The 19,545-nt window shown below is 51.3% G+C and carries 21 protein-coding genes; 15 read left to right on the top strand and 6 right to left on the bottom strand.

Features of this window, described 5'->3' with window-relative positions:
* Both BP727_RS10665 and BP727_RS10660 read left to right on the top strand, forming a co-directional pair.
* On the top strand, positions 1 to 275 hold a 275-nt coding region (locus tag BP727_RS10665), incomplete at its 5' end, for a transposase (protein ID WP_286858757.1).
* Between the two features lie 70 nt (positions 276 to 345).
* Positions 346 to 1,680 carry a tryptophan--tRNA ligase gene (locus BP727_RS10660; protein WP_273278283.1) on the top strand — a complete coding sequence of 445 codons (1,335 nt, stop codon included), beginning with the start codon at positions 346 to 348 and terminating at the stop codon, positions 1,678 to 1,680.
* Between the two features lie 8 nt (positions 1,681 to 1,688).
* On the opposite strand, the gene BP727_RS10655 is transcribed toward BP727_RS10660, so the two are convergent.
* From BP727_RS10655 to BP727_RS10635, 5 genes are all read right to left on the bottom strand, one after another.
* Positions 1,689 to 1,958 carry a hypothetical protein gene (locus tag BP727_RS10655; RefSeq protein WP_273278284.1) on the bottom strand — a complete coding sequence of 90 codons (270 nt, stop codon included), beginning with the start codon at positions 1,956 to 1,958 and terminating at the stop codon, positions 1,689 to 1,691.
* A 330-nt stretch (positions 1,959 to 2,288) separates the two neighbouring features.
* Positions 2,289 to 3,635, bottom strand: a complete 1,347-nt coding sequence (locus BP727_RS10650) for an ABC transporter substrate-binding protein (RefSeq protein ID WP_286858754.1) — start codon at positions 3,633 to 3,635, stop codon at positions 2,289 to 2,291.
* A gap of 201 nt (positions 3,636 to 3,836) precedes the next feature.
* Positions 3,837 to 5,213 (bottom strand): ABC transporter substrate-binding protein, encoded by a 1,377-nt coding sequence (locus BP727_RS10645; protein WP_286858753.1) that lies wholly within the window; start codon positions 5,211 to 5,213, stop codon positions 3,837 to 3,839.
* A gap of 58 nt (positions 5,214 to 5,271) precedes the next feature.
* A complete protein-coding gene (locus BP727_RS10640) occupies positions 5,272 to 6,558 on the bottom strand; it encodes an ABC transporter substrate-binding protein (protein ID WP_286858752.1) in 1,287 nt (428 codons plus the stop codon).
* Positions 6,559 to 6,783: 225 nt separating this feature from the next.
* The gene (locus BP727_RS10635) at positions 6,784 to 7,056 is read right to left on the bottom strand and encodes a non-histone chromosomal MC1 family protein (protein ID WP_013719696.1); all 273 of its coding nucleotides are present in this window, start codon (positions 7,054 to 7,056) and stop codon (positions 6,784 to 6,786) included.
* 335 nt (positions 7,057 to 7,391) lie between these two features.
* On the opposite strand from BP727_RS10635, the gene BP727_RS10630 reads away from it, so the two are divergent.
* The 10 genes from BP727_RS10630 (at position 7,392) to BP727_RS10585 (ending at position 16,245) form a co-directional block, all read left to right on the top strand.
* On the top strand, positions 7,392 to 9,203 hold the full coding sequence (locus tag BP727_RS10630; protein ID WP_286858751.1) for an ABC transporter ATP-binding protein/permease: 1,812 nt from the start codon (positions 7,392 to 7,394) through the stop codon (positions 9,201 to 9,203).
* The gene (cydC, locus tag BP727_RS10625; RefSeq protein WP_273278288.1) at positions 9,200 to 10,951 is read left to right on the top strand and encodes a thiol reductant ABC exporter subunit CydC; all 1,752 of its coding nucleotides are present in this window, start codon (positions 9,200 to 9,202) and stop codon (positions 10,949 to 10,951) included. The genes BP727_RS10630 and cydC overlap by 4 nt, the downstream gene beginning before the upstream one ends.
* Positions 10,952 to 11,027: 76 nt before the next feature.
* On the top strand, positions 11,028 to 11,186 hold the full coding sequence (locus BP727_RS10620; protein WP_157863756.1) for a hypothetical protein: 159 nt from the start codon (positions 11,028 to 11,030) through the stop codon (positions 11,184 to 11,186).
* Positions 11,187 to 11,221: 35 nt separating this feature from the next.
* Positions 11,222 to 11,869: a hypothetical protein gene (locus BP727_RS10615; RefSeq protein ID WP_286858749.1), complete on the top strand. Its 648-nt coding sequence runs from the start codon at positions 11,222 to 11,224 to the stop codon at positions 11,867 to 11,869.
* Between the two features lie 196 nt (positions 11,870 to 12,065).
* Positions 12,066 to 12,527 (top strand): formylmethanofuran dehydrogenase subunit E family protein, encoded by a 462-nt coding sequence (locus BP727_RS10610; RefSeq protein WP_013719700.1) that lies wholly within the window; start codon positions 12,066 to 12,068, stop codon positions 12,525 to 12,527.
* Positions 12,520 to 13,281 carry a metal ABC transporter ATP-binding protein gene (locus tag BP727_RS10605; RefSeq protein ID WP_048132246.1) on the top strand — a complete coding sequence of 254 codons (762 nt, stop codon included), beginning with the start codon at positions 12,520 to 12,522 and terminating at the stop codon, positions 13,279 to 13,281. The genes BP727_RS10610 and BP727_RS10605 overlap by 8 nt, the downstream gene beginning before the upstream one ends.
* Positions 13,266 to 14,096 (top strand): metal ABC transporter permease, encoded by an 831-nt coding sequence (locus tag BP727_RS10600; protein WP_273278289.1) that lies wholly within the window; start codon positions 13,266 to 13,268, stop codon positions 14,094 to 14,096. Before BP727_RS10605 ends, BP727_RS10600 begins: the two co-directional genes overlap by 16 nt.
* A gap of 133 nt (positions 14,097 to 14,229) precedes the next feature.
* Positions 14,230 to 14,679: a DUF169 domain-containing protein gene (locus tag BP727_RS10595; protein ID WP_273278290.1), complete on the top strand. Its 450-nt coding sequence runs from the start codon at positions 14,230 to 14,232 to the stop codon at positions 14,677 to 14,679.
* 121 nt (positions 14,680 to 14,800) lie between these two features.
* Entirely contained in the window at positions 14,801 to 15,679 is an 879-nt protein-coding gene (locus BP727_RS10590) for a metal ABC transporter substrate-binding protein (RefSeq protein ID WP_013719704.1), read from the top strand.
* A gap of 161 nt (positions 15,680 to 15,840) precedes the next feature.
* The gene (locus BP727_RS10585) at positions 15,841 to 16,245 is read left to right on the top strand and encodes a response regulator (RefSeq protein ID WP_273278292.1); all 405 of its coding nucleotides are present in this window, start codon (positions 15,841 to 15,843) and stop codon (positions 16,243 to 16,245) included.
* 68 nt (positions 16,246 to 16,313) lie between these two features.
* Here BP727_RS10585 and BP727_RS10580 read toward each other — a convergent pair whose 3' ends face one another.
* On the bottom strand, positions 16,314 to 16,571 hold the full coding sequence (locus BP727_RS10580) for a hypothetical protein (protein ID WP_048132248.1): 258 nt from the start codon (positions 16,569 to 16,571) through the stop codon (positions 16,314 to 16,316).
* 225 nt (positions 16,572 to 16,796) lie between these two features.
* On the opposite strand from BP727_RS10580, the gene BP727_RS10575 reads away from it, so the two are divergent.
* The 3 genes from BP727_RS10575 (at position 16,797) to BP727_RS10565 (ending at position 19,540) form a co-directional block, all read left to right on the top strand.
* Positions 16,797 to 16,967, top strand: coding sequence for a hypothetical protein (locus BP727_RS10575; protein ID WP_157863758.1), 171 nt, complete (start codon positions 16,797 to 16,799; stop codon positions 16,965 to 16,967).
* Between the two features lie 277 nt (positions 16,968 to 17,244).
* Positions 17,245 to 18,015, top strand: coding sequence for a class I SAM-dependent methyltransferase (locus BP727_RS10570; RefSeq protein WP_273278293.1), 771 nt, complete (start codon positions 17,245 to 17,247; stop codon positions 18,013 to 18,015).
* A gap of 241 nt (positions 18,016 to 18,256) precedes the next feature.
* Positions 18,257 to 19,540, top strand: coding sequence for an ABC transporter substrate-binding protein (locus tag BP727_RS10565; protein WP_157863759.1), 1,284 nt, complete (start codon positions 18,257 to 18,259; stop codon positions 19,538 to 19,540).
* The last annotated feature ends 5 nt before the right edge of the window (positions 19,541 to 19,545 follow it).

Here is a 19,545-nt window from a genome sequence, read left to right as displayed (position 1 = left end):
GCTTCTATCAACTCAGGCAATATATCGACTACAAGGCTGCCATAGCTGGTGTGCCAGTGATCTGCATTGATCCTGCTTATACTTCCCAGGAATGCCCTATCTGTCATCTTATATCTCGATCCAACCGTCCTACAAGGGACGAATTTTCGTGTGTCTGCTGCGGCTTCTCTGGTCCGGCTGACACAATCGCAGCGCGGAATATTGCGGCAAGGGTCAAATCGAATAAACTGTGCTGGGGTCGCACCAGATTTCATCTCCAGCACTTCGTCCTTTGATCGCCGGTGCAGAGGAACACGGAGGGATGATGAGAAGATAGATATATAGGCGCTCCCTCCTCTTTCGGCCATGGAAACGAGGCTTGATCCCTGGGGTGCAGTTCATGTGGAAGATTACACCAAGCTCTTCGAGGAGTTTGGGATATCGAGCTTCGATGATATCCTTCCCGAGCTGGTAGATCCTCATCGCTACATGAGGCGCAAGATAATATTCGGCCACAGAAACTACGATGCTGTGCTGGCGGCCATGAAAAGCGGCCGGCCTTTCGCCGTCATGAGCGGCTTTATGCCTACCGGCAGGGCTCACTTCGGCCACATGATGGTCATGAATGAGATCATCTGGCACCAGCAACAGGGCGGGGATGCCTTCGCTGCAGTGGCCGATATGGAGGCCCATGCGGTACGGGGGATAAGCTGGGAGAGGTGCAGACAGTTTGGCATCGAGGAGTACATCCTCAGCCTCATCGCCCTGGGATTTCAGCCCAAAGAGAACAGCCACATCTATTTTCAGTCCAAGAACTACCACGTCAGAAACCTGGCCTTTGAGCTGGGGATAGAGGCCAACTTCTCCGAGGTCAGCGCCATCTATGGATTCAGCGGAGAGACCTGCATCTCTCATATGGAGAGCGTGATGGCCCAGAGCGCCGATATCCTCCACCCACAGCTCAAGGAGTACGGCGGGCCAAAGCCGGTGGTGATACCGGTGGGTGCAGATCAGGATCCCCATATCAAGCTCACCCGCGACCTAGCCTACCGAATGAGGAGGTTTCTGGTCGAAAGGAGAGGAGACTACATCAGCGTCCGGGGCAAGGCCGCCAACCGGGAATTGATGCAGGCGGCTGAATCGGCTCTGCGGGGGACGGGGCTGGGGCAGGTCAAGAGGTATGAGGAGCATATTGACATTACAGACCTCCAGCTGATAGAGGGCCAGAGGATCGATGAGGTCCAGCAGGAGATAGAGGAGTTGATCATAAGGCTGGAGACGGAGCACGGAGAGTATGGCTTCATACCCCCTGCCTCCATCTACCACCGCTTCATGACCGGCCTTACTGGGGGGAAGATGTCTTCCTCCAAGCCGGAGAGCTACATCGCTCTGACTGAGGATCCCAAAGAGGCGGCAGGGAAGATCATGCGGGCCATCACTGGCGGCAGGCAGAGCCTGGCAGAGCAGAAGAAGCTGGGAGGAGAGCCGGAGAAGTGCTCCATATATGAGTTCCTCCTCTTCCATCTATCTGAGGATGACAAGGAGCTTTTGGAGCTTGACGCTGAATGCCGCAGCGGCAGGAGGATGTGCGGCAATTGCAAGAAGGATGTGGCCGAGAGGATAAAGAGGTTCCTTGACGAGCACCAGCAAGCCCGCGAAGCAGCGCGAGAGAGGCTGCCGGAGTTTGGAATTAGGCTTTAAGCTTTGCTCTATATGCTCTCCAGGCTTATCCTTTCTCCGACAGCCAGACCGTGGCCGGGATTGGCCCGCAGGCGGATGTACTGGTCACCGCAATGCACCCCAATTGCGGGGATATCCTTTTGTGCAGTGGCGCTCTCCAGTGCTAAAAGAGTATTCTCATTCGGGGACCTGATTTTGTCGCCACCACGGACCTCTCCATTCATAAATACCGCAGTGACTATATCCGATCCGCTATCATAGATGCTTTTTCTTATGTCTGTGATCATAAGCAAGGTCATGGCATATTAGCCTCAATCGCTATGAACTCCGCTGTTTTCAGAAGAGGAGTCCGGCCCTGGCAGAGGCCGGAGACCGACGACAGGCGGACGACGGTAAAGGAGGTCAACCAGCTTTCTGTCGCTGTATTCTCTATAGAGATATTACTAGTTAATAAAACTTTTGCTAATAGTAGCAATATAGCTCAGAGACGGGCTTTGGAGGTGAAGATTCAGCAATGGCATGCAAGTGCAAATCAGCCATCGATCAAGCCTGAAATTCCCTTGACCGGTCCCCGGGTTTTTCAAAATTATAAAAAATTTGAGCACAATGGCGCAGGATTGTCTAGAGCCTCATTGAGCTCTTGCCTCAGAATCATTTGCATAGAAGCTATCCGGCACCCCCTCCCGCTCTCCAGGGGCATTAATCAGGGGTGGATAGATGAATACTCCGTGCTCATCCAAATCGTAGTCCAGCCCTAGGAACCTCTGCAAGTACTCTTGATGCAGATCCTCGGGATCCAGATCGACATTATAGGAATGAAAGATCCGCGCCAGATAGGCAGCCCCTATAAGGCCTTTGCTGGCATCGTTTCTCAGGTTACCATTGATGATGTAGACCTGGTTGTTCTTGACCGCTGTGAGATTGGCATACTCCGGGCGGCTCTTGAAAGACAAAAGTGCTTGAGAAATGCCTGAGATGTCATCAGAGTCGTATCCTATTGGCGGAGTAAGAATGATAGTGATGAATATCATATAATCGGGATCGCTCTCAATGACCCATTCGGGGTCCACCTCGATTCTGTAGCTTGATTCCAGGTAGGCGGGCAGATCTTCGGCGATGCTTCTGCCTCCGGCCAAAGTAACCATCTGGCTTAAGGTATCGATCTTTGCATAGGTGAATATCGAATTATCTCCCTCTTTTGGCAGGGTGGCTATGAGCACTCTAGGCCTCTTTTCCTCGGCAAGATTCGCGGTGTATGACTTGATCTCATCGATCTTGCTGATATGCCAATCGATGTACTCCTCTGCTTGCTCTCTCGCCTGCATGATATACCCCAGCTTATGCACGGCATCGGTAAAGGAGGAATTCTCTGGATTGATCAGGTTAGGATAGTATAGTCCGGCAAAGACAACAGGCACTTCTGGCATCTTCTCTTCCTTCTCTGCGGTCTTGTTGGAGAAGGTGAGGAGGAGGTCGGGGCTCAAACTCAAAGCCTGCTCGTAGTCGGGATCTGTGGCTGGAGAGAAGCCGGATACGCTTGTCTTTTTGACCAGATCGGGAAACTCCTTCTCTGATTTGGACATGGCCAGATCCACACCCGCCACCTTATCCGTCCGTTTCAAGATCATCATCATCTCTGAATTGTCCAGGTGCTCGACGATGGCCCTTTCCACGGGCAGCCTTACCGTCACCGGCTTTCCATTTCCGTCAAGTATGGTGATATTCTCTTGAGAATCATTGATGATCATCTCCACCTGGGATATGTCATTTTCATCAACCTTACCGTCGAAATTGGCATCTGCCAGGGGAGAAGCATTAACCGATCCTGCTATTATCTCCTGGAGATATTCTATGTCCTTCATATCTATGGTCCCGTCCATATTGGCGTTGCCATAGATATGAAGGATATAGTCTCCCGCCGATGCCTGCGCCAAAAGGCCGCAGAGCATAATCACTGCTATTAAGCATCTCTTCATTTCCAGTCTCCTTATGTCAGGCCGCTCGATCATGCCAGAGCAGACCATATCGGTCGATCAAAAGCAGCCTTTTTCTATCACAATGATACTTATCAGCATATTTTACTATTTAATCATAACTATCAAAAGAAAAATGTTACTAAAATTGGCCCGCATTGATAAAAATTTGGACAGGGCTTGTGCCCTGTCGACTCTTTCTTCTCAGGCTTTGGCAGCCCCTTCATAGGATACAGCAGCATAATAACCATCCGGCACCCCCTCCAGCTCTCCGGAGCCCTTGATCAGGGGCGGATAGATGAATACTCCGTGCTCATCCAAATCGTAGTCCAGCCCCAGGAACCTCTGCAAGTACTCCTGATGCAGCTCCTCGGGATCCATCTCCGCCTCATCTGGATGGAATATCCGCGCCAGGTAGGCTGCGCCAATAAGGCCTTTGCTGGCATCGTTTCTGAGGTTGCCGCTCAATATGTAGACATCGCCGTTCTGCACCGCTTTGAGGTTGGCATATTCCGGACGGCTCATAAAGGCCTCCAGAGCCTCCTTCATTCCAGTGGGATCATCGGCATCATAGCCGCTGGGCGGATCCAACACCAATCCGCTGTAAGTGGTGGCAACAACCAGCAAAACGATATAATCCGGATCATCTTGCAAGACCCACTCCGGGTCCACCTCGATTCTATAGGTGGACTTCATAAAATCAGGCAGATCGGCCGCCACCGTTCTCCCGCCGGCCAGATCCACCATGCTGGTAAGGGTGTCTATCTGGGCAAAGGTGAAGATGGTCTTCTCATCAGCTTCGGGATAGGCGGCCACCAGGACCGTCGGCCTCTCGCTATCAGGAATACTTCCTGTGCTCTCAACCAGTCTATTGAGCGAATTCATATGCCATTGGATATACTCTTCTGCATCCTGTTGCGCGTCAAGAACATAGCCCAGCTTGCGCACTGCATCGGTGAAAGCAGATGTCTCAGGTTTGAGCAGGTCGGGATAGTACAGGCCGGCAAAGAGCACTGGCACTCCAGGCAGGTTCTTATCCTTCTCCTGGGTGACATTGGAGAATACCAAGAGCAGATCGGGATCAAGACTCAATACCTTCTCATAGTCCGGTTCCTTGTGCATGGCTCCCACGCACGTCCGGTTGGACATCTCTGGAAACTCCGCCGGGGATTTGGCCACTGCCAGGTCCACCCCCACTACCTTATCCGTCTTCTTGAGAATCTGCATCAGATCGGCATTGTCCAGGTATTCGACCACGATTCTCTCCACTGGCTTATTGATGGTGATGGGCAAATCGTTCCCGTCCAGAAGGCTCAGCTCCTTCTCCGTTCCATTGATGATCATCTCCACCTGGGCTATATCCCGCAAATCAACCTCGCCATCGAGGTTGGCATCGGCCAGGCCTGTGGGACTCATATTATTGCTGATGATCTCTCTGAGGGTGGCTAAATCCTCCTGGTCGATTTTGCCGTCCATATTGGCATTGCCAAAAACATGGAGCACATAGCTTGACCCCAATGACAGGGGAATGATATTGGCGAGGAGAACCAGCGCCAATACAACGATTTTATCTTCTCTCAATTATAGCATCTCCTTTCTCATGGTAGCTGTCGAATTCATCAATCTCAGCTGAAAAATGTCATAGATCCTCTGCTTGCTCTTCAGAGAAGAAGAACGCACCCTTCTCTCGGACATCGTAGTCCAAGCCCATCATATTCACATACTCCTGGTGAGCCGCCTGGGGGTCGATATCTGCGAATCGATCCGGATAGAACCATCTGGCCAGAAGGAGGACGGCAGAGGGGTAGTTGGGCGTTATTGCATAGTCATTGGTTATGATGTATATCCCATCGTTCTTCACGGCCCGGACCTCATCGAATCCCGGCAGGCTCCTGATATCCTGGGCGTAGCTTTCAAGGAGGCTGTCATTGACATTTTCATAAGGCCTGATCCCTGGGCCCATGGCCCGGCCTACGATGACCTCCGGATTCTGAGAGAGGACCCACTCCGTCTCTATCTCGCCATACTCGAAGGCTGTATCCTCATATCCAGGAAGGCGGCCGGCAGCGATGTTAACACCTCCTGCCATCTCCACCAGCTTGTGGGCTGCATGGCCGGTGCCAATAGCCGTTCGGGAACTCATGGGCCGGTCGCCCTCGGGCGTGCTCTCCAGGTATACCCGCACCCGTTCATTCTGGGGGATCTTCCGGACCTCATCCTCCACCTGGTCGAGGATGGCGTCGTGCCACTGCAGATACTCCTCTGCCCTATCCCTTGCACCCATCAGGATTCCCAGCAACCGGACCCTCTCTCTCATGTCGTCGGGGCCCTGGCCGCTGCACTCACAATCGAATCGCAGGACCTCAACCTCTGGGGGAAGCTTATCGTCCAGCGACTCTTCAGATGGGTACCAGGTATAAGCGAGGATGGCATCGGGATTGGTCTTTAAGACCGCCTCCACATCGGGCTCTCCACCACTGCCTATGCTCTGGTACTTGCTCAACCGCGGGAACCTGTTGGGCTGCTCAGCGAATGTGTCCCTGACCCCTACCACCTTCTCCTCCGCTCCCAGGAGCTGGAGGATCTCAGCACACTGATGGGTATAGACGACCAGCCTCTCCAGGGGCTGCTTTACAGTCACTGTCTTATTGTCTGAATCAACAATTGTGATCTCGCTAGGGGTTCCGTTGATGATGCTCTGCACTAGTGAGATGTCTGATTCGTCGATCTCTCCATTATTGTCCGCATCAGAGAGCCATGTCGGCTCTTCGGTTCCCTCTATTATCCTCTCCAGATATGCTAAATCCTGGTCATTGATATCATCGTCGAGATTGGCATTGCCGAATATATGCAGTACATAGCCATTGCCCGATGCAGAGAGCATCAACAATGCAAAGGCCAGCATTAGTGCTTTTAAGGGTATCATCACCATCTTTCCTCTGCCCCGCCCTCCATCCTGCAGCCGAAGTGATCCATCCGGCAAGCAGGAGAAGATAGCTGTCGCATGTAGGCATATCAATCAAACCTGTATTAGAATTTAATCATAATCAAAATAAGAAAATTGTTACTGCACAGGATGAGAACTCAGGCAGATAAAAAGGCCAACACGGGAGATGTGCTGGCCGCTGCCCCCGACAGAGTAACGATGAGTTCAGATCTTCTCCAGCTTCTCTATCCCAATCTTCTTTACCGTCGGCTTCCAGATCTTATCGGGCATCCAGGCAGGAGCGTTCTTTGGCTTCTTGACCTTTCTTCTGTTGCCCTGATAGATATGGACCTTTTTTGTGCCCCTTTCCCTCAGCCTTATATCCTTGACTCCTCTGCTCGCCACTTTGAGGGCTGCTTGCCTGGGTGCCATTCCCGTATAGATGCCAACCTCATTGCCCGAAGCATCTCGGAGGGCGAAATTCCTCTTTTCTTTCAAAATATACCACCTACACAGGAATCGATGAAGTGATGATATAATATTAACTTTTCTGCACAAAGTGCTATTTAAAGCGTATGTCGTGAGCCATCCAACGCAGGCGGATGGAGAATATGGGGGTATTCGATCAGCGTCTGAATGGATAAAATCCATGGGAAACGAATACCCTCTTACCAACTCTAGCGAGCAGAAGCCAATTTATTTTCATTTACCCTCCAAAGCAAGATAATAATATGAATTTATAATATCTCCTACGACAGATTTATTAACGAGTGTAACACGACAGGATTTAATTTTACGGCGCAGGAGAAGGGCTGCGGCAAAAGAAGGAGAACATGGAAGGCTTAATCGACAAACGGATTCTGAAGTTCGCCCCTGGTGCAAGGCGCTGGATCGCCCTCACCTTCTTGTCTGGGCTAATGGGATCTATTGCTAACATCGCCCTCCTCTTCCTGGCGGGAAGGATCATCGTGGGAATATATGATGGTCGCGCTCTCCTCTCCATGCTGGATCTGTTCTCAGGCATGCTGGCGGCCATAGGCCTGCGAGCCACTGCCGAGGCCTCCAGAGATATCACCGCCCAGCGTTCCGCCGCCATGGTCAAGAGCAGCGTCCGAAAGAGGATCAATCAGCATCTTCTCGATCTGGGTCCCTCTTTCGTCGAGATGCGCAACACAAGCGCCCTGGCCACCACGGTCTTGGATGGAGTGGAGGCGCTTGAGGCCTATGTGGGGCTTTATGTTCCTTATATGGCCCTCTGTCTGGTTATGCCCGTTCTGCTCTTTTTGGGCTTTGCCATCTATGTAGACCTGATCTCCGCCCTGATGCTTATGGCTTTTGTCCCCCTGGTCCCCCTTTCCCTGCTGATATTCACCAATCTGGAGGAGTGGAAGGTGGGGAGAAGGGCATGGGAGACGTACCGGGAGCTATCCGCTTACTTTGCCGAGAGCCTACAGGGACTGACCACCCTCAAGCTCTTCAGCCAGGCAGAACGCCGGGGGCAAGAGCTTCATGGAAGATCCAGGAACCTGGAGAAGGCATTGGTGCAGAGCCTGCAGCTCTATTTCGGAGCCAGTTTCGTCTCCGAGGTGGTCCCAGTTCTGGGCTACTCCCTGACCATGATCGTCTCATCATTCCGCCTCAGCCAGGGTAGCCTATCGATGGACAAACTGGTCATGGTCCTTTTGCTGGGCTCGCTCTTCTACGAGCACGTCAGCCATCTGCTTTTATATCATCACTACAGCCTGCTGGGAAAAAGAACCGCGAACGCCATATTCGAGCTATTAGATCAGATGCCTGAGGTCCGGGATGGCCAAGATACAGCACCTTCTGCTATTGAGCCGGAGATCAGGTTTGAGGGGGTTCACTTCGCTTATCACGGCGATAGGCCGGTTTTGCATAACATCTCATTTGAGGTGAAGCCAGGCAGCACTGTGGCTTTGGTTGGGGCGACAGGAACTGGCAAGAGCACAGTCATCGATCTTCTCTTCCGCTTCCACGATCCCCAAGAGGGCAGAGTGCTCCTGGGGGGCCATGATATTCGCAGCTTGCCCCTCAATTTCCTGCGCAGCCAAATGGCTCTGGTTGCTCAGGAGTCCTACCTGTTCTATGATACCGTGGAGAATAACCTGCGCTTGGGAAAGCCCAAGGCCAGCCATGAGGAGCTCGTCTGGGCAGCAAAAGCAGCTAATGCTCATGAGTTCATTGCTGCGCTGCCTGAAGGCTACCAGACGATCATAGGCGAGAGGGGAGTGCTTCTCTCCGGAGGAGAACGGCAGAGAATCGCCATTGCCCGCGCCCTTCTCAAGGGGGCACCGATTCTCCTCCTGGATGAGCCGACCTCCAGCATCGATGCCGAGAACGAAGAGGACATCCAGAAGGCCCTCGGCCGTCTGCAGGCCCAGCGCACTGTTATGATCATCGCCCACCGGCTGAGCACAGTCAGAAAGGCGGACTGCATTTTAGTCATGGAAATGGGGAGAATCGCCGAGTCCGGCGGCCATGAGGAGCTGCTGGCTAAAGGAGGCATCTATGCCCACCTGGTGGCGGCTCAGTCCCTGGATATGCCAGAATGCAGGGATGACGAGAATGCTCTCCCCATGAAAGTTGGCAGCCATCTCGCCGCTGTGGCGGGAGGAGGGCCATGATAAGAGGCTTTCTCGATTCCAGATCGGTTTGGCGCCGGCTGATCTATCCTATTCGCCCTCATCTGGGACTGATGAGCCTGGCCGTCATATCCGAGATCTTAAGACAGGTCTCGGGAATCGGCGTTGCCGTTCTTGGTGCAGCTCTCTTCGCCCGGGCGGTGGCCGGCACGGCCATCGAGGAGCTTTATCCCTATGCTGCCGCCATGATCATCCTCGGCCTGGCCAGAGGGACCTTTGGCTATTTAGGCCCTTATCTATCTCATGTGGCGGCATTCCGCATCCTGGTCGACTTGAGGGACGAGTTCTTCTGGGCCATAGAGCCCCTCGCTCCGGCAAAGCTTGCCAGAAGGCGCACGGGCGATCTGGTCAGCACAGCAGTATCAGACATAGAATTGCTGGAGCTCTTCTTCGCCCATACAGCAGGACCAGCGGTAGTGGCTTTTATCGTCCCCATCATCGCTCTCACCGCTCTGGCAACCATCAACCTGCTTTTGGCAGAGGCATTGCTCATTTTTCTCATCCTGCTGATCCTCATGCCCAGGCTGGCTTTCTGGCTGGGCACAACTCTAGGGGAGAGGTTGAGGGGGCAGCAGGCACTTCTCAACTCCCAGGAGCTGGATACTATTCAGGGAATGAAGGCGATCCTGTCTTTCGGCTACAGCAGACAAAGAATAGAGGAGCTATCTGAAAATTCTGCCGCACTGCTGGCATTGCAGGCCAGGCAGGCAAGAAACATCGGGCTGCAAAGCGCAGCGAAGATCAGCATCGTCTCTGCAGGGATTCTTGCCGTGCTCCTATGTGCCAGCATCCTGGTCAGGCAGAATTCCCTTGCGCCAGGCTTTCTTCCCATCACCATGATCCTGGCCTCAAGCGTCTTTCTCTCCATAACCTCAGTGGTCGAGATCTCCAAGCAGCTCTCTTTGACCCGCGCTGCTGCTCGCAGACTCTTTCTTCTATTGGATGAGCAGCCAGCGGTAAGGGACGAGTCCGGTCTGGATCCGGCAGTTCCGATCGAATCCATAGAGCCATCCATTTCTCTGCAGGATGTCAGCTTCCGCTATGCTCCGGATGAGCCTTTAATCTTAAGCTCCATCAGCCTGGAGATTCCCGCAGGCTCAACAGTGGCACTGGTGGGGACGAGCGGAGCAGGAAAGAGCACAGTGATCAATCTGATGCTCCGTTTTTGGGATCCGGAAGCGGGAAGGATATTGCTCGGTGGAAGTGATCTGCGCCGCTATCCCATGATGCAGCTACGCCGTTTGTTTTCTGTGGTTTCTCAGGATGTCTTCCTCTTCAGCGATAGCATCAGAGAGAACATCCGGTTAGGCCGGCCAGAAGCTAGCGATGCCGAGGTGGAAGAGGTCGCTAGCAGGGCCCGCATTCATGATTTTATAATCACCCTGCCCCAGGGGTATGATACCCTGGTGGGAGAGAGGGGAGTTCGTCTCAGCGGCGGAGAGCGACAGAGGATCGCCATCGCCAGAGCTCTTCTTAAGGGAGCGCCCATACTTGTCCTGGATGAGGCCACCTCCAGCTTGGATGCAGAGAACGAGAGGGCAATCAAAGAGGCTCTGATGGAAAGGAGAGAGGGTCGCACCACCATCATGATCGCTCATCGGCTGAGCACTGTGGTGGATGCTGACTGGATCTTCGTCATAAATGGGGGACGGGTAGTAGAGCAGGGAAGGCATGAGGATCTCATCGCCCGGAAAGGGAGATATGCCCGGCTGGTGGAGGCGCAATCTTAGTGGAGGCACAATCTTAGTGGAGGCACACGAGATCGCAGGATAATAATATAAATATATCACTATATTATATATCGATATGACCCTTTATACCGCTCTCATAGCCACTGTGGAGATATCTCAGGTCATGATCCCACCGATCGTGATTGGATTTTTCCTGGCCAATGTCATTCGCCGCTCACCCTATTTTCGCTATCTGACCATGACAGGAAGAGGCAGATCACCGATTGTGAACTGATTGTGGCCGTTTTAGTGGGATTTATTCCCAAGGGATTGAATAGCATGCTCATCTTCTCGCTGCCAGTGGCCCTCTCCGTTCTGGGCCCTCAAACCGGCGGCCTTTACGTATGCCTGGATCTACTCGCCAACTTCTTTGTGGCTGGCATCGGCATCCTTGCCGCGAGACGATTGCTCTCAGCCAAGGCGCTGACATTGGAGTGCGAAGAAGATCCAGAACAATGGTATGGATGGGTGGCGATACTAAAAACCGGTCTTAAGGAGTGCCTATCCTCGTCCATCAACATCATCAAGGTGCTGGTCCCCACCATCTTTCTAGCCCAATTGGCCATTGAATATGTGCTGGTACTGCCCATTGTGGAGAGATACAACAGCTTGGTCGAGCCCCTTGGATTCTCATCATCCAGCCTGATAGTTCTCATGGCCAGCCTGGTCAGCCAGAGCGCTGCACTGGTGGCTTCAGGCACATTGCTTCGTGAGGGCTCTCTTTCCATCGTCAGCTGTCTTCTACTGCTGTTTATAGCCAGGTTTTTGCACCTGGGCATAGGATGCTTCAGAATTGGCGTCCCCACTAATATCTCTTATTTCCAGGGATCGTTAGGGCTTAGGATTACCGCTATGGAATACTCGTTAATCGAAGTGGCTAATATTATGATATTATTTCTGCTATTTCTATTTCTCTAATCCGCGTGCAGCCTCGTCAGGATTGCCTTTATCGAAGAGGAATTGATAAACCTCATCGAGAGGAACGAATACAAGAAGAAATGGGGCAGATCCAGAAGTGGATGACAGAGATTTAGTAACAACATTTGCGTACAAACATTTAATATGTAGCACTTAAATTCAGAATAAAGGCATATCATGTGGAGGCAGTCTGATTATGGACCACCAAGAGGGCAAATGCAGATACACTGGCATGGATAAAGAGTATACCATCGAGGACTTGGCGGCATTTCATGGCCATCTCGGGCCTTACATCGTCCTGGGCTATATGATCGGCAGATATGCCCGCAAGAACCTCTGCTCCGATCCCTTCCAGATGAAGGCAGAGGTCTTCTGCCAGGATAAGCCTCCTCAATCCTGCCTCGCCGACGGAGTGCAGATCGGCAGTGGCTGCACCCTGGGCAAGCGAAACATCCGGATCGTCCCCAGCAACGAGATCCGCTGTCATTTCGCTGCCGGGGAGAGGGAGCTGGTCATCATTCCCAGGCCGATTGCCTTTACCTCAGAGAGCGGAAAAGAGCATGACCTGCTCATCGAGCAGCTGGCTGAGAAGATGTACCGCATGGCCGATACTGATCTCTTCACTGCGGATCTGCGTCCGGATTGGGACCATGGGTGAGCGTCTTTTGAGAGCTATAGTTCTTGAGAGCATCTACACCGCATATGAGGGCGGCTCAGAGCCGGTTATCAAGGATCTTTCCCTGGAGGTTGATCGGGGGGAGTATGTGGTCATCGGCGGCCCGAACAGCGCGGGAAAGACCACCCTGCTGGAGTCGATCAACGGCCTGGTCAAGATCACCCATGGTAGGGCCTGTGTCTGCGGCCTGGATGTTCGCCGACGTGGCTTTGAGGTGAGAAGGAGGGTGGGCTATGTCATTCAGAACTTCTATTTCGATCCATTCACCCCTTTCACCGCCCAGGAGGTGGTGATGATGGGACGCTTTGGCCGTCAGGGACTGTTGAGCCGCCCGAAGGAGTCCGACTATGATGCCGTGCAGAGGGCGATAAAAACAGTAGGTATCGAGGACCTGGCACACAAAACCATAGGCACCCTCAGCGGCGGCCAGCAGCAGAAGGTGATGATCGCCCATAACATCGCCAAGGAGCCGGATCTCTTCATGCTGGATGAGCCATTCAGCAATCTCGATTTTCGGGCCAGAGAGTTCCTGCAGGATGTGTTCAAGGGGATGGTGCAGCAGGGGGTCCCCATCCTCATGGTGGCTCATGCATTCGATGGACTCCCCGACATTCCCATTCATCTAGTTGTCATGAACCGGGGCAGGATCACCGGCGACCTGAGCTGCCAGGCGGGGGAGGTGGAGGAGATAATCAGAAAGGAGTGCGAGGTCAAGGAAAGATGCTCGAGTGGCTGATAGAGAACAATGTGGTCTGCCATGCCCTGGAGGCGATGATCTTTGCCTCCGTCGCCTGCAGCATCCTGGGGGTGATCATCTCCAGGATGAGCCTCTCCTCAATTGGCTTTACCATGTCCCATGCTGCCTTTGCCGGTGCGGCTCTGGGCATGTTCCTGGGAGCGAATGCTCAGGTGATGGCCATCGCCTTCAGCATGGGGGTGGCAGCTCTCATCGGTCCGGTTAGCGAGAAGGCCAAGATGGCGGCTGATGCCACATTAGGCGTCCTATTCTCCCTGTCCATGGCTGTGGCCATCTTCTTGATCTCTTACATGGAATATATGGGCAAAGGGCTCTCCGCGAGCAGCCTTCTATTTGGGGATGTCATATCTTTATACCGGGAGGAGATTTATGCCCTGGCTGCCATCTGCTGCCTTTCCATCCTATTCGTTTTAGCGTTCTACAAAGAGATCTCGGCCATCATGTTCAACATGAAGATAGCCGAGTCAGCCGGGGTCCGGGTTAAGCTCATATATTACGTACTATTATTCATTATTGCCCTATCCGTGGCGCTCAGCCTCAACATTGTGGGCGGCCTCTTGATATTCGTATTGCTGGTGACGCCTGCATCCATAGCTGGCCAGTTCTGCTTTAATGTAAAGAGCATGTTCATAGTTGCGCCGCTGGTAGCTCTCTTGGTGAGCGCCTTTGGCGTCTGGGCGGGTTTTGAGTTTACGCTGCCCGTCGCTCCTCTGGTGGCCCTGCTGCTCACAGGCGTATTTGCAATATCCGTAATGCTGTCTTTTAAGAGAAGGATAAATACCAAAATACATTGATGATTAAAGCTCTCGGCGGTGGTAATAGTCAAGGAAAGATTGTCAATCAGGCAAATAGGATCCCTCCTGGCAAATGCCGTGAATATGAAGACCAGTCCGGTATGCGTGTACGGCTCGGATCAGGTACCGGAAAATGCTGTCCGGTCCTCTTCGTTCAGCGATTGCCTTGCCTGCAAAACAGGATGGAAAGCATCTGAAAGAGAACGAAAATATCGCATGCGAGACCTACAAGGCAGTAGGTGAGATCAAAACCCTGGGCAGGTATGTGGTGATGAGGCGCTGCGATGATTTCCAGGAGGACCCTGGCGTAAAATGCATAGTATGTTTTGCCAGCGGCGAGCAGATCAGGGATTTATGTGCACTGGCTCATTTCGGCAGCCATAACGTTTTTAATTTAATATCGGTTCCCTGGGGCCCGGCTTGCGCTACCCTGGTTACCTATCCTGCGGGCATGGCGGAAAATGCTTCTCTGTCTCAGATATCCATCGGTCCAACGATCCTTCCGCCAGGGGTTGGCTGCCCGAAAACTGCCTGGCCATGGGAATCCCGGCAGAGATCGCCCGGAAGATGGCCAATGATGTAGTGAGGTCGTTTTTGGCTAAAATAGATAATGTCTCTTGATTCGTTATATTTAATACGAACTTACAAAGATAATCAAGTCAATAGTAGTAAAACTTAAATATTTAGTATTACTAATTCCAATTATGAGAATTCAATCATCCAACTTAGCCATACTGATGCTGGCGATCTTTTTGATCGTTCCTGCTGGTGCAGAAACGGCACCGTCAACTCTCAAGATCGTCTGCACCACCAGTGTATTGATGGATCCGGCAACCTATATCGGCGGAGATAGGGTGGAGGCCATTTCCATCGCTGACCCTACCCTGTGCCCTCACCTGCAAACAGACATCATTCCAAATCGCATTCAGCTCAACATGGATTTCATCAAAGATGCTAACATGTTTATGGCGTACAACGACAGCAACGACCAAAGGTATAACATGCCGGCAATCAACGATTTCATGACGGCCAATAACTATGGGACAGCTGAATGGATGACGATATCCAACCCTTCCCGCGGATGGAACACCCCGACCAACTCCAAGCTGCTGGCTGCCGAGGTAGAAGGGTGGCTCGCAAATAAAGACCCGGCCAACAAAACCTACTACGAGCAGCGCTACAATGATTATGCAAAAAGCTTTGACGCCATCGAGCCTACAGAGTCGGAGAAGAAGCAGCTAAACCAGACGCAGGTCATAGTCATGCTCTGGCAAAAAGATCCCGTGCAAAACTGGCTGGGCATGAATGTGGTCAACTTCTTTGCGCCCGAGTTCGCTCTGAATGGAACCAAGACCGCGGCCAGAGTGGTGGACGACATCAATGCCAATCCTGAGAAATACCAGAATGTGAAATATATCATAGAGAATATGCAGTCCGGGGAGCTGGCCAAGGGAATTGAAGAGTCCTTGAAGGATAAGGGAATCGATGCAGAGCGAGTGATCTTCACCAACTTCCCTGGATCGGTTGAGGGTGCAGACACGATGGCAGAGGTTCTAAACCACAATAAGCAGATCGTGCTCTAGGCCGGCAGGCTCATTTTTCTTTTTTCTGGATTTTATTGGAGTACAAGACGACAAAAGCTTTGATATTACTACAATCGAAATGCTTATTACTTAATAATACAAATTACTATTAATTCTCCAACCATAGAGAGAATTGCTTTCTTGGGAAAATGGTGAGTGGGATGACATTTGAAAAAGGATCTGATTTGGCCTTTGAAAAGCACCCCAATAGAGCTTTAAGCATTCTCATTGCCGAGGATGACCCGGCAAATCAGCTGGTCGCCTTGCGGATGCTAAAGACGCTGGGGTATAATGCCGATACAGTAGACAATGGCCTCGAAGCTTTGATTGCCATGGAAAGCCGCCCCTACAATCTGGTGCTCATGGACATTCAGATGCCAGAGATGGATGGATTGCAGGCGGCTAGAATCATCCGGAAACGCTGGCCAGAGGGCCCCAGGATCATCTTTGTCACTGGCTGCACCAGCCGCAGAGATGAATGCATCAGCGAGGGAGGAGATGGCTTTATCTCTAAGCCGATAAGCTTGCACCAACTGCAGGAGGCGATTGATGATAAGGCATGTTGATCTCCTAACCTCGTTCAACATTTTCAGGGTATTCGAGCAACATCCTCGAGCAACGTCTTCGATCTCATCTACAGCTCCAACGCCTTTTGAGATCTCTCCGGCTCCATCGATATCATTACAAATCCAAGCACGCTGGCGCAGATCATGAGCCCCGGCGGTAGACGAACATTTACGTTGATATCCTCCACCTGATTGGTGGTGCCAATGACAAGCTTCTCTATGGCGTAGTTGTCCGATCGCTCCTCGCCCTGAACCATGGGCAATCCCGATAGCAATAGGCAAAAGATGAGCGATAGATTTGAGATCGAATGCTTTTTTGCTTCCATAATATCCATCCTGTGTTTGTGATACTTAATGGCTCCATTAGATATAAATGTATTATTAATTGTTCTTGATGTTGTTGAAAAGTACATTTTCTGATAATTCTCTGAAAATTCAAAATCTGAGCAAATCCATCAGCATGCAAATAGCAACCACACTCCTCTATAATTCTACCAAATCTATCATTACTTTAGAAAATATCTTATACTAGTAAGGTATAATATTATATCATGCTAAAAAGTAATGAAAATATCGGATCAAGCAGATCAGTCCGCTCAGAGATAAGGTACTTCGACGACGAACTCAATCCTGTCTCCAGGGATAAAGCCACCTGGGCAGTCTTCCGAGAGGTGGATGATAAAGGAAACCTCCTCTTCGAAGCGCAGGGATTCATCGACTAGCCCTGCAGGGGGAGCTTCTGATCCAAAATGCAATTATTAATAAAAAAGCTAATTTTTCATAATATCTTTCAATCTCATTAGCCAACTTATCATTTTCAGACCTAATGTGAATTGGGCAAAGGATTTATTAACCGAATCCCAATAGCATAGATGTATGTATGATCTATCAATAAAACTGAGCTATTTAATATTATAAAGTGTCATCTAATGGCATCAGACCTGCTAGTCAGTGATTGAGATGGTTTCCGATCGGGGTAAAGGAGGTTAAGAGACGATTATGGATGCAAAGGAGAGCATTTCGCAATACTGGGATTGGAGAAGCCGGAGCTATACCAACGGCAGTCATGGATTTGAAGAGGAGGAGAAGGCCGTCTGGAAGATGGAGTTAGAGCCATTCCTCCAGGGGGGGAGATACAAGAGAGTCCTGGATGTGGGGACCGGTCCCGGATTTATGGCCTTGATACTGGCGGAGATGGGGCTTGATGTGACCGGTGTCGACATCTCCTCCGGGATGATAGAAAAAGCGAGGCAGAACGCCCAATCGATGGGCTTGCAGGTGGACTTTCGCCATGCAGATGGCGAGCAGCTTTCTTTCGATAGTGAGAGCTTCGACCTCCTGGTGAACAGGCACCTGCTCTGGACCCTTCCCCATCCCCTGGCGGCGGTGAGAGAATGGTCTCGGGTTCTGAAGGACGGGGGCCGCATCCTGGCCATCGACGGGGCCTGGTTTGATCCCTCTCTAAATGCCCAGATCCGCAGGGGCATATCCAGTGCTGCTGCTAAAATCTGCTCGAGGAAGGCCCCATCTCTTAAATCCAAATTCCTAGACCACTACCAATCGATAAAAAAGGAGCTCCCACTCTTCAGCCAATCCAAACCGGAGAGGATCTGCAATGTCTTCGAAGAGGCGGGCCTTTTCAATGTCTCATTCAGGCATCTGGAAGAGGTGCAGAAGCTCCAGAATAAAAGGGGCTCTGTCTTGAGCAGATTGGAGTATCATGAGCCCACATTTGTGGTGGTGGGCGATGTGGCCAAGAGAGTCCGATGATGCGCTTCATTGTCCTTGCCTCACCATTTCCTTTTATCCCTATCTGCAACCAGAGTAGAGAATCAATGCCTTTCGACTCAAAAAAGGGGATCCAATGGGAAAGGATGGCTCTTAAAGCCCTAAAAATTCATCACAGTATTTATTAACTCGATGTATTATCGTATGAAAAAGTGACTGCTGAATTCATGTATTATCCCGTGCGAGGTATAAAATAATGGAGCCGAACCGCTTAATTTGGATTTTGATCTATGCTCTCGTGATATTATCTCCTACTAATGCTGCTGATTTCGTCCTGGAGATCTATGGCAATGCCAATATGGATGAGCATCTGGACCAGGCCGACCTGGACTATATCAGGGATATCGCAGCGGGCAAAACCGAGCCCACCAAGCTTGCCGATGCAAACTATGACGGCGATGTTGATGAAGAGGATATAGAGCAGGTCCAAGCCATACTGGATGGCAGAGAGACTCGGATCACCTATATAGACATCCTGGGTGAGGCAGAGACGTTGAATAAGCCCATAAAGCGCCTGGTGAATATGGGTTACAATGGGGTGGAGATGACCAGAATCCTGGGTGCAGAAGACCTCCTTGTAGCCTATGGTGCAGATAGATCGGCGCATAAGACATATCTTCCAGAACTATCCGACCTTCCTTCAGTCTCTCCAGACGAAGGAGCCCAAGCCGAAAATGCTGACTTTGAGAGGATAATTATGCTGAAGACCGATGCTCTCCAGACCAATATAGAGAGAGGATCTTCTTCAACCGCGGGCCGGGCACAGAAGGATATATTCAAGAAAAACCTCCCCGATGTACCTCTGATCTCTCTCAATATGCGTGAGCTTGATGTTCTGGTGAAGAACGTCCGCACCTACGGTTACCTTATAGATCATGAGAAAGAGGCAGAGCAGTTCATAAAATGGTATACTGAATACTACAACCTGTTTGAAAGCCGGACCAAAGACATTCCTGAGGAAGAGAGGCCAACGGCGTTCTTCGAGTACGCATCCGAGCCCTATAATTGTTATGCTTCAGGCAGCAATCTGGGCCAGGTTCTGGTCTTAGCCGGGGGGAAAAACATCATCGATGGGGCAGTGGGTCCAGATGATCCTCAGTACAAAGGCATGATCGCTGCGGATCCAGAGTTCATCGTCAAAGAAAACCCCAAATATATTTTTGAGGCAGTGGCAAGCTGGGGCGATGGCGGATATGAGACAGATGATCTCTCCAAGATGACCGCCTCAAGAGATCAAGTCCTAAATCGAAGTGAGCTGGTTAATGTCGATGCGGTAAAGGAGAATCAGGTATACTGTCTGGACTACTTCCTGCTCATCGGCGCGGGGAACAACATCATAGGCACTGCATACCTGGCCAAGCTCTTTTACCCCGATCTATTCGAGGATATAGATCCCGTGGCCATACATCAGGAATATGTGGACCGTTTCTGCCGCATAGACTTCAATGTCGAAGAAAAGGGTGCATTCCTCTATCCTCCGTATGATCGCTGGCCGGTGGAGGCCTGAGGATA

The sequence above is a fragment of the Methanosaeta sp. UBA356 genome (genome assembly GCF_002496465.1).
In the GTDB taxonomy this organism is placed as follows: Archaea; Halobacteriota; Methanosarcinia; order Methanotrichales; family Methanotrichaceae; genus Methanothrix; species Methanothrix soehngenii.
The sequence above is the reverse complement of the archived record's forward strand: the minus strand, read 5'-3'. Positions and strand labels throughout refer to the sequence as shown.

Excerpts from the sequence above, each read along its gene's own strand:
- BP727_RS10660 (WP_273278283.1), top strand. The coding sequence starts at position 346 with ATGGAAACGAGGCTTGATCCCTGGGGTGCAGTTCATGTGGAAGATTAC.
- BP727_RS10655 (WP_273278284.1), bottom strand. The coding sequence starts at position 1,958 with ATGACCTTGCTTATGATCACAGACATAAGAAAAAGCATCTATGATAGC.
- BP727_RS10650 (WP_286858754.1), bottom strand. The coding sequence starts at position 3,635 with ATGAAGAGATGCTTAATAGCAGTGATTATGCTCTGCGGCCTTTTGGCG.
- BP727_RS10640 (WP_286858752.1), bottom strand. The coding sequence starts at position 6,558 with ATGATACCCTTAAAAGCACTAATGCTGGCCTTTGCATTGTTGATGCTC.
- BP727_RS10630 (WP_286858751.1), top strand. The coding sequence starts at position 7,392 with ATGGAAGGCTTAATCGACAAACGGATTCTGAAGTTCGCCCCTGGTGCA.
- cydC (WP_273278288.1), top strand. The coding sequence starts at position 9,200 with ATGATAAGAGGCTTTCTCGATTCCAGATCGGTTTGGCGCCGGCTGATC.
- BP727_RS10620 (WP_157863756.1), top strand. The coding sequence starts at position 11,028 with ATGACCCTTTATACCGCTCTCATAGCCACTGTGGAGATATCTCAGGTC.
- BP727_RS10610 (WP_013719700.1), top strand. The coding sequence starts at position 12,066 with ATGGACCACCAAGAGGGCAAATGCAGATACACTGGCATGGATAAAGAG.
- BP727_RS10605 (WP_048132246.1), top strand. The coding sequence starts at position 12,520 with ATGGGTGAGCGTCTTTTGAGAGCTATAGTTCTTGAGAGCATCTACACC.
- BP727_RS10600 (WP_273278289.1), top strand. The coding sequence starts at position 13,266 with ATGCTCGAGTGGCTGATAGAGAACAATGTGGTCTGCCATGCCCTGGAG.
- BP727_RS10595 (WP_273278290.1), top strand. The coding sequence starts at position 14,230 with ATGCTGTCCGGTCCTCTTCGTTCAGCGATTGCCTTGCCTGCAAAACAG.
- BP727_RS10590 (WP_013719704.1), top strand. The coding sequence starts at position 14,801 with ATGAGAATTCAATCATCCAACTTAGCCATACTGATGCTGGCGATCTTT.
- BP727_RS10585 (WP_273278292.1), top strand. The coding sequence starts at position 15,841 with ATGACATTTGAAAAAGGATCTGATTTGGCCTTTGAAAAGCACCCCAAT.
- BP727_RS10580 (WP_048132248.1), bottom strand. The coding sequence starts at position 16,571 with ATGGAAGCAAAAAAGCATTCGATCTCAAATCTATCGCTCATCTTTTGC.
- BP727_RS10575 (WP_157863758.1), top strand. The coding sequence starts at position 16,797 with ATGCTAAAAAGTAATGAAAATATCGGATCAAGCAGATCAGTCCGCTCA.
- BP727_RS10570 (WP_273278293.1), top strand. The coding sequence starts at position 17,245 with ATGGATGCAAAGGAGAGCATTTCGCAATACTGGGATTGGAGAAGCCGG.